General features: G+C 60.8%; 12 protein-coding genes. 3 read left to right on the forward strand and 9 right to left on the reverse strand.

What is annotated here, in order from left to right:
- Nucleotides 1-24: 24 nt before the first annotated feature.
- On the reverse strand, nt 25-1,131 hold the full coding sequence (mltB, locus tag VGC33_RS07915; protein WP_331120205.1) for a lytic murein transglycosylase B: 1,107 nt from the start codon (nt 1,129-1,131) through the stop codon (nt 25-27).
- A gap of 207 nt (nt 1,132-1,338) precedes the next feature.
- Here mltB and VGC33_RS07920 point away from each other — a divergent pair, with 207 nt between their 5' ends.
- Both VGC33_RS07920 and VGC33_RS07925 read left to right on the forward strand, forming a co-directional pair.
- Nucleotides 1,339-2,802, forward strand: coding sequence for an AMP nucleosidase (locus tag VGC33_RS07920; protein ID WP_331120206.1), 1,464 nt, complete (start codon nt 1,339-1,341; stop codon nt 2,800-2,802).
- Between the two features lie 198 nt (nt 2,803-3,000).
- Complete coding sequence (locus VGC33_RS07925; protein ID WP_331120207.1) at nt 3,001-3,489, forward strand: YehS family protein; 489 nt, start codon at nt 3,001-3,003, stop codon at nt 3,487-3,489.
- 36 nt (nt 3,490-3,525) lie between these two features.
- On the opposite strand, the gene VGC33_RS07930 is transcribed toward VGC33_RS07925, so the two are convergent.
- The 6 genes from VGC33_RS07930 to VGC33_RS07955 all read right to left on the reverse strand — a co-directional run bounded on the left by VGC33_RS07930 (nt 3,526) and on the right by VGC33_RS07955 (nt 10,504).
- A complete protein-coding gene (locus tag VGC33_RS07930; RefSeq protein WP_331120208.1) occupies nt 3,526-5,331 on the reverse strand; it encodes a thiamine pyrophosphate-requiring protein in 1,806 nt (601 codons plus the stop codon).
- 83 nt (nt 5,332-5,414) lie between these two features.
- Nucleotides 5,415-5,867, reverse strand: a complete 453-nt coding sequence (gene rpiB / locus VGC33_RS07935) for a ribose 5-phosphate isomerase B (protein ID WP_331120209.1) — start codon at nt 5,865-5,867, stop codon at nt 5,415-5,417.
- 241 nt (nt 5,868-6,108) lie between these two features.
- Complete coding sequence (locus VGC33_RS07940) at nt 6,109-6,981, reverse strand: carbohydrate kinase family protein (protein WP_331120210.1); 873 nt, start codon at nt 6,979-6,981, stop codon at nt 6,109-6,111.
- 234 nt (nt 6,982-7,215) lie between these two features.
- Nucleotides 7,216-8,202, reverse strand: coding sequence for an NADH oxidoreductase (gene hcr, locus VGC33_RS07945; RefSeq protein ID WP_331120211.1), 987 nt, complete (start codon nt 8,200-8,202; stop codon nt 7,216-7,218).
- Nucleotides 8,203-8,225: 23 nt separating this feature from the next.
- Nucleotides 8,226-9,878 (reverse strand): hydroxylamine reductase, encoded by a 1,653-nt coding sequence (hcp, locus tag VGC33_RS07950; protein ID WP_331120212.1) that lies wholly within the window; start codon nt 9,876-9,878, stop codon nt 8,226-8,228.
- 194 nt (nt 9,879-10,072) lie between these two features.
- The gene (locus VGC33_RS07955; RefSeq protein ID WP_331120213.1) at nt 10,073-10,504 is read right to left on the reverse strand and encodes an Rrf2 family transcriptional regulator; all 432 of its coding nucleotides are present in this window, start codon (nt 10,502-10,504) and stop codon (nt 10,073-10,075) included.
- 148 nt (nt 10,505-10,652) lie between these two features.
- On the opposite strand from VGC33_RS07955, the gene VGC33_RS07960 reads away from it, so the two are divergent.
- Nucleotides 10,653-11,213, forward strand: a complete 561-nt coding sequence (locus VGC33_RS07960; protein ID WP_331120214.1) for a flavin reductase family protein — start codon at nt 10,653-10,655, stop codon at nt 11,211-11,213.
- A 54-nt stretch (nt 11,214-11,267) separates the two neighbouring features.
- On the opposite strand, the gene yjiA is transcribed toward VGC33_RS07960, so the two are convergent.
- Nucleotides 11,268-12,227, reverse strand: coding sequence for a GTPase (yjiA, locus tag VGC33_RS07965; RefSeq protein ID WP_331120215.1), 960 nt, complete (start codon nt 12,225-12,227; stop codon nt 11,268-11,270).
- A gap of 17 nt (nt 12,228-12,244) precedes the next feature.
- Nucleotides 12,245-12,448 carry a YbdD/YjiX family protein gene (locus VGC33_RS07970; RefSeq protein ID WP_331120216.1) on the reverse strand — a complete coding sequence of 68 codons (204 nt, stop codon included), beginning with the start codon at nt 12,446-12,448 and terminating at the stop codon, nt 12,245-12,247.
- Nucleotides 12,449-12,494: the final 46 nt, after the last annotated feature.

Below are 12,494 nucleotides of genomic sequence, written 5' to 3' on the forward strand. Positions count from 1 at the left end.
TGCGCCATGGCCGACGGGTGACGGTTATCTTGCCGACAGGCTAACCAGGGACGACCCGCCGCCCTGCCGCGCCCGGCCGACCGCCTCGCCCAACTGCCATACCGCCATGGCGTAATGGGTGCTGTGATTGTAGCGGGTGATGGCATAAAAGTTAGGCAGTCCGTACCAGTATTGATATTGCGTGCCGAAATCCAGGCGCAGCAGGCTGGCTTCCTGGTAACCCGCCAGGGTCCCCTGCGGACTCAGACCGGAGGCCGCCAGGGTGTCCAGGGAATATCGGGTCTGGAATCCCTGATCGAGGAACGGCGCCTGGCCGCTGGCCGGCACCGCCACCGCGCCGCCCTCGACCCAGCCGTGGGACTTGAAATAGTTGGCGACGCTGCCGATGGCGTCCACCGGATCCCACAGGTTGATATGGCCGTCGCCGTCAAAATCAACCGCATAGCTCTTGAACGACGAGGGCATAAACTGACCATAGCCCATGGCGCCGGCGTAAGACCCGCGCAGCGCCAGCGGATCGTCGCCTTCGCTACGGGACATCAGCAGAAAGGTTTCCAGCTCGGCGGCAAAATAATCGGCGCGGCGCGGATAGGCAAAGGCCAGGGTGGCCAGGGCGTCGATAATGCGCGTCTTGCCCATCACCCGGCCCCAGCGGGTTTCCACGCCGATAATGCCGACGATAATTTCCGGCGGCACGCCGTAAACCCGCCGGGCGCGTTCCAACGCATCGCTGTACTGATTCCAGAACGCCACGCCGTTTTGCACGTTGTCCGGGGTGATAAACTTGCCGCGGTAACGCAGCCATGCGCCGTTCGGCCCCGAGGGCGGCAGCCCGACCGGCGCCTGTCTGTCCATCAGCCGCAGCACCCAGTCCAGGCGCTGGGCCTGCGCCAGGACGTCATGCAACTGCTGGCGATCGAAGCCGTGTTCGCGCACCATTTTATCGATAAAGGCCTCGGTGGCCGGGTTGGAGGCAAAGTCCCCCGCCAGCAGGGGGCCGGTATGCTCCGGCCGGAGCAGGAAACCGCCTTGGGCGGGGCTGCCGATGGGAAGATTTTCCGCAGGCTTCGGCTTGCTGCTACAGGCGGAAAGTAAAGCGAGCAGGGGAAGCAGTGTAGCCAGGTAACGCATCGGAGATCCATAAACCACGCTAATTAAGTTGAAGTATATGGTATGCCATTGCCCGGCGTGAACAAACAGAAAAATGGCGTCATCATCATATGGCATGGGAAATGCGTTTTCACTTACGCTTTTCACCGGCTTGCGCCAGTCTGCAACAATGCGATGCTATGATGGAGGGTATTGCCCCGGCGTGGGCATCCGCAAACTCAAGGAGTCATGGTGAATAATAACGAGACAGGCAAAAACCTCACTGCCTCCCAGGCGCTGGATAAGCTCGATGAATTGTACGACGGCGCGGTGGCGGCGCTGCGCGAGGGCATCAAGGCGTATATCGGCCACGGCAGGTTGCCCGACGACCAGGCGCGCGCCAGGGGCGCGTTCAGCTATCCCGAGCTGCGCGTCACCTGGGACGGCGTCACTCCCGGCAATCCGAAGGCCCGCGCCTTCGGACGCTTTACCCATCCCGGCTGCTACAGCACCACGATTACCCGCCCCGCGCTGTTTCGCCGTTATCTGGCGGAGCAGCTGGCCCTGCTGGCGGGGGAATATGCCGCCACCATCGAGGTGGGCCCGTCGCGGCTGGAAATCCCCTTTCCGTATGTTATCGATGGGTCGGACCTGGCGCTGGACCGCTCGATGAGCGCCGGGATAGCGCAGCATTTTCCCACCACCGAGCTGGCGCAAATCGGCGATGAAACCGCCGACGGGCTGTTTACCTCCGGCAATGTGTATCCGCTGTCGCACTTCGACGCGCTGCGTACCGATTTTTCCCTGGCGCGGCTGCGGCACTATACCGGCACGCCGGTGGAACATTTCCAGCCCTTTGTGCTGTTTACCAATTACACCCGTTATGTCGATGAATTCGTGCGCTGGGGCTGTAGCCAGATTGCCGATGCGAATACCCCCTACGAGGCGCTGTCGTGCGCCGGCGGCACCTATGTTACCGCCGACACGCCCAATCCCGAGCAGGCGGTGTCGGACCTGGCCTGGAAAAACCATCAAATGCCCGCCTATCATCTGGTTTCAAGCAAGGGCCGGGGCATTACGCTTGTCAATATCGGCGTCGGCCCGTCCAACGCCAAGACCATCTGCGACCACCTGGCGGTGCTGCGCCCGCATGCCTGGCTGATGATAGGCCACTGCGGCGGCCTGCGCGAAAGCCAGACCATAGGCGATTACGTGCTGGCCCACGCCTATCTGCGCGACGATCATGTGCTGGACGCGGTACTGCCGCCCGATATCCCGATCCCCAGCATCGCCGAAGTGCAGCGCGCGCTGTATGACGCCACCAAAACCGTCAGCGGCATGCCGGGCGAGGAAGTGAAGCAGCGTTTACGCACCGGCACTGTGGTCACCACCGACGATCGCAACTGGGAGCTGCGTTATTCCGCCTCGGCGCTGCGCTTTAACCTCAGCCGGGCGGTGGCGGTGGATATGGAAAGCGCGACCATTGCCGCGCAGGGATATCGCTTCCGGGTGCCTTACGGCACGCTGCTGTGCGTCTCCGATAAACCCCTGCACGGCGAAATCAAGCTGCCGGGGCAGGCGAACCGCTTCTATGAGGGCGCCATTTCCGAACATCTGCAAATCGGCATCCGCGCCATCGAACTGCTGCGCGCCGAGGGCGATCGCCTGCATTCACGCAAGCTGCGCACCTTTAACGAGCCGCCGTTCCGTTGAGCGTGACGTTGTAACAATGTGCGTGGACGGGCTGGCTTTTGCCCGTTTTTTCCGTTACGTTGTCACAAGCGTGCCGGCGGGCGAATTTCCCGGCGCAAATACGGCTTCTCATCGCGGCGAACGCGACAATTTCGCGTTCGCCGGCGTATCCCTTTATACTGGCCGCCATAATACATAACGCGCGGGGAATTTCCGGCAATGATGAACAACGATGTGCTGCGCAGCGTGCGCTATATGCTGAACCTGCATAATGACCATTTACTGGCCATCCTGGCCCAGGCGGAGATGGTGATTTCGCCGCAGGAGATGGCGGCGTTTGTGAAAAAGGACGACGAACCGGGCTACCTGCCCTGTCCTGACGTGGTGATGGGCTATTTTCTTCATGGCCTGATTATCCATAAACGGGGCAAGGACAACGACCGGCCGGCGGCGAAAGTGGAACGCAAAATCGATAACAATATTATCCTGAAAAAGCTGCGCGTGGCCTTTGCGCTGAAGACCGACGACATCCAGGCCATTCTGCAGTCACAGGATTTCAAGGTTTCCCAACCGGAACTGACCGCCATGCTGCGCGCGCCGGAGCATAAAAACTTCCGCCCGTGCGGCGACCAGTTCCTGCGTTATTTCCTGAAGGGACTGGCCGCCCGGCTGCGCAGAAGCGGCGCGGACGCGGCGATCGCCCATTGAGCCACCACGGTTGCGCCGGTCCCATGGCATCGGCGCTCAGTCGGCGTCAGTTTTTTTGCCCGGCAGCAGCTCATTGAAGATTTGATGGGCGGTGTCGGCAATCACCTGTGCCGCGCCGCGATCGCCTTTGGCCATCGAGGACATAAACGCCTTGGCCTGTTGCCAGGTGATATGCGGGGGCAGCGGCGCGACCTCGGGGTCGGTTTTTACCTCCAGCACCACCGGACGGTCGGCGGCCAATGCCGCCGACCAGGCCGCGGCCAGCGCGTCGGGATCGTCGACATACAACCCTTTCAGCCCCAGCGACTCGGCAAATTGCGCGTAGCCGACATTCGGCACCGATTGCGTGGCCGGGTAGCGGGGATTGCCTTCCATTACCCGTTGTTCCCAGGTGACCTGGTTTAAATCCTCATTGTTAAACACGCAAATCACCAGCCGCGGATCGCGCCAGCCCCGCCAGTATTTCTCAATGGTTATCAGCTCGGCCATATTGTTCATCTGCATGGCGCCGTCCCCCACCAGGGCAACCACCGGCCGCGTCGGGTGGGCAAATTTCGCCGCAATGGCATAAGGCACCGCCGCGCCCATGCAGGCCAGGCCGCCGGACAGCGAGGACCGCTGCCCCTGCTTGACGCGATAATCGCGCGCGTACCAGTTGGCGCAGGAGCCGGAATCGGAGGTCACGATGGCGTCGTCGGGCAATAAAGGCGACATTTCCCACACCACGCGCTGGGGATTGACCGGGTTGGCCTTGGCCATGGCGCGTTGTTCCAGGGTGGTCCACCATTGCTTGATATTGCGGGCGATATCCTCCTGCCAGCCGCGATCTTCTTTGTGGGTCAACAGCGGCAGCAGGGCCCGCAGCGTTTCCAGCGCGTCGCCGTGCAGGTTGACCTCCACCGGATAACGCAGCCCCAGCATCGACGGGTCGATATCAATCTGCACCGCGCGCGCCTGGCCGTCCTTGGGCAAAAACTCCGCCCAGGGGAAACCGGTGCCAATCATCAGCAGGGTATCGCACTGCTGCATCATATCCCACGAGGGTTTGGTGCCAAGCAGGCCAATAGCGCCGGTGACAAAAGGCGCGTCGTCCGGCAGTACGTCCTTGCCGAGCAGGGCTTTCGCCACCCCCGCCCCCAAAAGATGAGCGGCCTGCACCACCTCGACCGCGGCGGCGCGCGCGCCGGCGCCAATCAGGATGGCCACCTTTTTACCCGCGTTAAGCACCTCGGCCGCGCGCTGCAAATCAGCCGGATAAGGCACCACGCGCGGGCGCTGGTAGCCGGGGCCGGAGCGGGTAAATCCGTGCGCCTGTTTGGGTTCTTGCCAAGGCTCGTCCTGCACGTCCTTGGGCAATATCAGCACCGTCACGCCGTTTTGGGCCACGGCAATGCGCACGCCGCGATCGACCAGATGGCGCAGCTGCGCGGGGCTCGCGGCTTCCTGCACAAAACTGCCCACGTCGGCAAAAACACGATCGAGGTTAAGCTCTTGCTGGTAATTGGAGCCGCGCGCGGTGACCTCCGCCTGGCCGCTGATGGCCAGCACCGGCATATGATCCATCTTGGCGTCGTAGAGTCCGGTAAGCAGGTGGGTGGCGCCGGGGCCGCCGGTGGAAAGGCAGACTCCCAGTTCACCGGTAAACTTGGCATGGGCGCAGGCCATAAACGCGGCCATCTCTTCATGTCGCACCTGGATAAACTCAATGCCCTGGCCTTTTTCACCGGCGCGCTGCAACGCGCCGAGCACCCCGTTGATGCCGTCGCCGGGATAGCCGTAAATGCGCGTCACGCCCCACGCTCGCAGGCGTTCGACAAAAAAATCGCTGGTTAACTGGCTCATCGTGATCCTCGCGTTCAATATGTGTTATCTGAACTAATAAGGATAGTAGACGCCGCCGCGCCGCAAGGTGGACTGGGTCCGCGCTAGTCAATCTTTTCGCCATGTTCGAGCTTTTTCATCAGATCCACGCGTTTCTGGTGACGTCCGCCGGCGAATTCCGCCGCCAGCCATTGCTCGACAATCATCTTCGCCAGTTCGCCGCCTATCACCCTGGAGCCGAAAGCCAGAATATTGGTATCGTTATGTTCACGCGACAGCTTCGCCGAATAGGGTTCGCTGCACACCACCGCGCGGATGCCGTCGATCTTGTTGGCGGCGATGGAGATGCCGATACCCGATCCGCAAATCAGTATGCCCAGATCGGCCTGTTTCGACAGCACCGCGTCGGCCACCCGCCCGGCGTATATGGGATAATCGGTGCGATCGGCGCTATGGGTTCCTTTATCAATCACCTCAATGGATTTTGATTGCAGGAACTGGATAATTTCGGGCTTTAGCAGCAGTCCGACGTGATCACATCCAATCGCTATTTTCATTTTAACGCCTCTGGGGGTAATAACCGTTGCGGCTATGGCATGCCGGTCGGAAAAGGGGATCGAACGCGGCAACTTTACGAAAAGTGTAATTTATGTGATTTTTTTATTTTGTGAGTCCGTTCAAATATAAAACATATAATTTATACACCGTGCAATCATGCAGTTAAAGAAACGTATCTTCCCGCTTTTCGTGATTTCTTTCCAAAATTAATAAATCCGTGAATTAATCCTCTTTCCCCCGTCACCGGCCGACGTCAAAATGCGCCGGCATCGCCGGCATGGCGCCCTGGCGGGTGCACACATAGGCCGCCACCCGGTTGGCCGCCTGGTTAATCTCCGCCAGCGGCGCGTTGGCGAGCGCCATGACGGCGGCAACGGCGGTAAAGGCGTCGCCGGCGCCCACCGTATCCACCGTTGTGACCTTAAGGCCCGGATGCCGGTGGCTGTCGTCGCCGCGCAACAGCAGGCTGCCTTTATCGCCGCAGGTGTACATCAGCATCTCGAGGCGTTCATGGCGGCGCAGGTGCTGATAGAACGCTTCGGGATCGCGCGGCAGGCCGGTCAAGGCGGCAATCACCGGCAGTTCTTCATCGTTAAGCTTGAGCAGATGGGCGTGACGCAGGCAAAAATTGATGGCGGGCGGCTGGTAATGGCCGGCGCGCAGGTTGATATCCACCAGGATTTTGGCCTGCGGCGACAGCAGCCCGAGCAGTTGGCTCAGCAGGCGCTGGTTGGGGCCGTAGCGTTGCACCAGGCTGCCGAAGTAGAGCACATCGGCGCTTAACAGATGATTAAACAGCGTGACATCCGATTGTATATCGTCCCAGGCCACCGGGCCGATGATGTCGTATTGCGGTACGCCGCGCTTATCCAGCGTCACCTCCACCGTGCCGGTGGGATAACGCGCGCTGCGCTGTATATGGCCGGGCACGCCGCGCGCCGCCAGTTCGCTCACCAGCGCGTCTCCGGCCTGGTCCCGTCCCACGGCGGAGATAAGCCTGGCGTCGGCGCCGGCCTGCGTGGCGTGATAAACAAAGTTTCCCGCGGCGCCGCCGATTTCGCGGCCGCCGGGAAAACAGTCCCACAGTAATTCCCCCAGGGCGATTATCTTCATGTTCTGTTCCATTGCGGTTGCCAATCCATATCGGATTTTGCCCTAAGCATAGACGCTGACGCCAATGAGTTAGGCGATGCGCCTCGCAAACTGATAACTTTCCGCAACATGCGGGCAACAAAACAAACGCGTATCACCGCCGCGCCATTTGACCGCCGGGGCGGCGGGCGTCGTCGTCGCGAACGACGGCGTTTTTAACCGCGAAGCCCGACGCATCGACGCCGGGCATGATGCTCAGGCAACCACGATATCGCCCAGCGGATAACAGCTGCACGCCAGGACATAGCCTTCGGCTATCTCCTGTTCACTCAGCGTCATGGCGCTGGTGGTGCGGTAAGGTCCCTGCGCGATGCGGGTTTTGCAGCAGCCGCACACCCCGGCGCGGCAGGCGGCGTTAACCGCAACGCCATGGGATTCCAGTGACGCCAGCAGCGATACGCCAACCGGCGCGTCGACGCTTTGCACCAGCCTGGGATGGCTGATCTTCAGCCGGACGGCGCCGGCATCCGCCTCGGCGGCCGGCGTATGGAAACGCTCCTGCCAAAAGCGCTCGGCGCCCAACGCGCGCGCGTCCGTTTCCTGCTGGGCCATCCAGGGCGCGGGACCACAGGCCATGACCGTGCGCGCGGCGATATCCGGCGCCAGTGAACGCAGCGCGTCGCGCGTCAGGCGCCCCGGCCGGATATCGCCCGCGGCGTCCTGTTCGGCAAATACCGTCAGGCGCAGCCAGTGGCCTAAATCCGTCCAGGCGGCCGCGGCAATGATATCGCGGGGTGAACGCACGCAGTAGATCACCTGTACATCCACCCGCGGACGGTGTGCCGCCAGCCAGCGGCACATGGAGATAACCGGGGTGACCCCGCACCCCGCGGCCAGGAACAGGTAGCGGTTATCGACATGATTCACGCAGCTGAAATCGCCCTGCGCCGCCGACAGCCATAGGTAATCGCCCGGCTTGACCCGCTGCGTCAGCCAGCCTGAACCCTGACCGTCCGCCAGCCGGCGCACGGTCAGGGTGACAAAGCGGCTGCCGCCGGGCGGGGAGGACAGCGTATAGGCGCGCACCGTCCGGCTGTTGTTTACCTCGACCAGGGCGTACTGCCCGGGCAGATAGGGATAAAAATCGTGGTTGATAAGCGAAAGCGTCCAGACATCCGGCGTTTCCTGGCTGATATGGTGTACCTGCATAAGGTACGGGCACAGCGGTGAGGCGGTGGCCATGGGTGGGTCTCCTTATCTGCGGCTCAGGCGGCCAGGATGGTATGTAAATCCTGGGTGGCGGTGGTAATGGAGCGCATGCCGAACCGCTGGTTAAGGACAGCCATCAGGTTTTCCGTCAGGAATCCGGGCGCCGTCGGGCCGGTATAGATGTTTTTTACCCCAAGCGACAACAGGGTCAGCAGAATGACAATCGCCTTTTGCTCAAACCAGGACAGCACCAGGCTCAGCGGCAGATCGTTCACCCCGCAGCCCAGTTTTTCCGCCAGCTTCACCGCAAGCGTAATGGCCGCGTACGCGTCGTTGCACTGGCCGACGTCCAGCAGGCGCGGCAGCCCTTCCAGCGTGCCGAAATCCAGTTTGTTAAAACGATATTTGCCGCAGGCAAGCGTCATGATCAGGCAATCATCGGGAACGTCGCGGGCAAAATCGGTGTAATAGCTGCGCTCGTCGCGGCTGCCGTCGCATCCGCCCACCAGGAACACATGGCGCAGTTTTTTGCGCGCCACCAAATCGATAACCGTGTCGGCCGCATCCAGCAGCGTCTGGCGACCGAAACCAACGGTGATCATGTGTTCGATTTCATCAAACGGGAAGCCGGCCATCTCGCGGGCCTGGGCGATAACCGGGGTAAAATCCTCGCCGTCGAGATGCTTGACGCCCGGCCAGCCGACGATGCTGCGCGTCCAGATCCGATCGTTATACTGGCCGACGCCCGGATCGATAATGCAGTTGGAGGTCATCACCACCGGCCCCGGGAAACGGGCGAATTCGGTCTGCTGGTTTTGCCAGCCGCTGCCGTAGTTGCCGGCCAGATGGGTAAATTTTTTCAGGCCGGGATAGCCGTGGGCGGGCAGCATTTCCCCGTGGGTGTAGATATTGATGCCCATGCCCTCGGTTTGCTCCAGCAGCATATGCAAATCCTTCAGGTCGTGGCCGGAGATGAGGATAGCCTTGCCCGCCACCGGACGGACGTTGACGCTGGTGGGCACCGGGTTGCCGTAGGTTGCCGTTTCGCCGCGATCGAGAATCGCCATTACGGCAAAATTCATGGTGCCGATATGCATGGCCTGCGCCAGCAGTTCGTCCATGTCGGACGGCCGGGTGCCCAGCCACGCCATGATCTCATGATACTGGCGATAGATGTCATCATCGTATTGCCCCAGCACATGGGCATGCTCCATATAGGCCGCGGCCCCTTTCAGTCCATATAGGCACAGCATGCGCAGGCCGTGAATATCCTCGCCTACCCTGTCTTTATCCGTGTCGAGGGCAAAACGCTGCGCCTCCAGCTGCAATTCCGCCGGCGCGCGGGCGGCGAAATGCAGCTCCGCCAGCGGGTGATCCGTGTTCGCCGCCGCATCGGCCCGCAGGCAGCGGATTTTCAGCTCGTCGCGCAGCGCCAGGGCTTCATGCACATAAGCCACGATCCGCGGCGAATCGAAATTGACGTTGGTCAGGGTGGAGAAAAAGGCGCGCGGCGCAAAACTGTCCAGGCGATGATCGACAATCCCCAGGCCGCGCGCGGTTATCGCCCACGCGGAGAGGCCCTGCAGCACCGCCACCAGCAGATCCTGCAAATCGGAGGTTTCCGCCGTTTTGCCGCACATGCCCTGGCTGTAGGAGCAGCCGTTACCGGACGGCGTACGGATGGTTTGTTCACATTGCACACAAAACATGATCGCTTCCTTATAATATTCATTTTAAATGCATGTTTGAGATTAAACGTGGACGCCGATGATTGACAGGGCTTTTGGCGCTATCCATCGCTTGTTTGATATAGCGCAAGTTTTGCTGGGCGGGTGACACGGCGGCAAGCGACGGAAAGGAATTAATCAGTTGTTTTAAAAGGGTATAATAAGCAAGGCAGGCATTAGCCCTCGATGTCGATCAGGGTAAAGAGTTCTTCGATCTGTCCCTGGCGGCTTAATAAATCCGCCAGGGTATAGCCGTCCAGTACCGCGAAAAAGGCGTTGGTCGCCTGGGCCAGCACCCCCGGCAGGCCGCAGGCCGGGGAAATAACGCAGTTGGCGCAGTCGATCAGGGGGTCGCCTTTTTCAGTGTGGCGGATAAGCGCGCCGATGTTGATGTCCCGCGGCGCGCGTCCCAGCCTGATGCCGCCGTTGCGCCCGCGCAGGGTATCGATATACCCCAGCCTGGCCAGATCCTGCACCACTTTCATCAGGTTATTGTGCGAAAGCGCGTATCGGCGCGAAATGTCGGCAATGGAGGACAGTTGGCCCTGATGGGCGCCAAGATAAATAATGACCCTGACGGCATAGTCGGTATATCGCGTAAGCTTCATAAAGTCACCCGCTGTGTAGTGCTGAAAGGGTATCACATCAGTTCGCCGCGCCGCCTTTTTTTTATCCGGACGTGACGATACCCTCCCGCCCTCGCCGTTCGCTGTTAAAATAATACTAAACGAAATTTACCGGCGAACAGGAGTCGATATGGCCACATTTCCCCGCAAAAGCGATTTTCCGGTCAGCCGGGCGCGATATTTTCTGGAACCCGGTCCCATTGTGCTGATCTCCTCCGCCTGGCAAGGCAAAACCAATATCATGACCCTGGGCTGGCACGTGGTGCTGGAATTCTCGCCCTCGTTGGTGGGCTGCATGATCTCCGGCGGCAATCACAGTTTTGAGATGATCCGCCGAAGCGGCGAGTGCGTGATCAACCTGCCCACCACCGCCCTGACCGATACCCTGGTGGGCATCGGCAATACCAGCGGAGCGGAGCTTGACAAGTTCCGCCGTTTTGGCCTGACCGCGGCGCCCGCGCATCGGGTGAAGGCGCCGCTGATCCGCGAGTGCCATGCGCATTTTGAATGTCGCCTGCATGACGACGCCATGGTGGACCGGTATAATTTTTTTATTTTCGAGATAGTCAAAGCGCACGCCGCGGCGACGCCAAAGCACCCGGAAACGCTGCACTATACCGGCGACGGCGTGTTTATGGTGGCGGGCAAGGTCATCAGCCGGCGCGGCCTGTTCCGCCCGGAAATGCTCTAGCACGCGACAATACCCGGCGGTGGACCGCCGGCCAATCCGCCGCCGCGAGCGGCGTTAGGCAAAGGCGGCAAACGCATCCCGGATCGTCTGTTCCGGCAGCCCGACGCCGATAAACACCATTACGCTCCGGGGCTGCTCATCGTCGCGCCATTCCCGGTCCCAGTCGGCGTTATACAAACGCTGCACGCCCTGGAACAGCAGGCGGCGGGGGTCGCCTTCTATCGCCAGTATGCCTTTATAACGCAATAGGTTATCGGCATAGGTCGCCAGCAGGTGTTCCATGATGTCCGATACCTGTTGCAGCGCCAGCGGCCGCGCCAGTTCCACCACGATGGAGCGGATGGCGTTTTGCCCTGCGATAAGCGGCCGGAAACGTGGTCGGGCCACGGTCAGGTTATCGTTGAGGGTAAACCCCCCGACGTTGAACAGCAGTTCCAGTCCAATCTCGCCGTTGACCACCGGATACACCGGCGCGCGGGCGTTGATATGCTGCAGGCGCGCGATGAGAAGGCCGCTTTCACCGGCGATATCGGTTTTGGTCAGCAGGATGCGATCGGCAAATCCCACCTGGGCCTGGGCCAGGGCGTATTCGTTCAGCTGTCCGTCGGCGTGTACCGCGTCCACCAGGGCGATCACGCCGTCAAGCAGGAAACGTTCGCTGATAACGGGATGGGAAAAAAAGGTCTGGATCACCGGTCCGGGATCGGCCATGCCGGTGCATTCAATCACCAGACGGGTGAAAACCAGATCGCCGCGATCGATGCCCGCCAGTAAATCCAGCAGGGCGTCTTCCAGCTCGTTGGCGCTGGAGCAGCAGATGCAGCCGTTGCTCAGGGTGGTGATCCGGCTGGCCCGATCGCCCAGCAGGCTGTCGTCGATGGGAACTTCACTGAATTCGTTTTCGATCACGGCGATTTTTTCGCCATGGCCGGCATGCAGGATATGGCGCAGCAGGGTGGTTTTGCCCGCGCCGAAAAAGCCGGTCAGGATGGTTGCCGGCAACGGCTGGTCCATGCTCAAATCCTCTGGTGTCAACAGCAGCGAAAACCGCCCTTGCCATTACCGCCGTAGCGGGCTTCCTGCCGATCGCGAAAAAACGCTTCGTAGTCCATGACCGGCTGATCGGGATGGTTGGTCTTCATATGCTGAACATAATAATCATAGTCCGGTATACCGACCAACATCCGGGCAGCCTGTCCCAAATACTTACCTGCCTGACCCAAATTTCCAAACATGCGGTATCTCCAGAGTGAAACGCCCGCATAACCGGCGGTTATGCGG

Source organism: Acerihabitans sp. (assembly GCF_036398755.1).
In the GTDB taxonomy this organism is placed as follows: domain Bacteria; phylum Pseudomonadota; class Gammaproteobacteria; order Enterobacterales; family Enterobacteriaceae; genus Acerihabitans.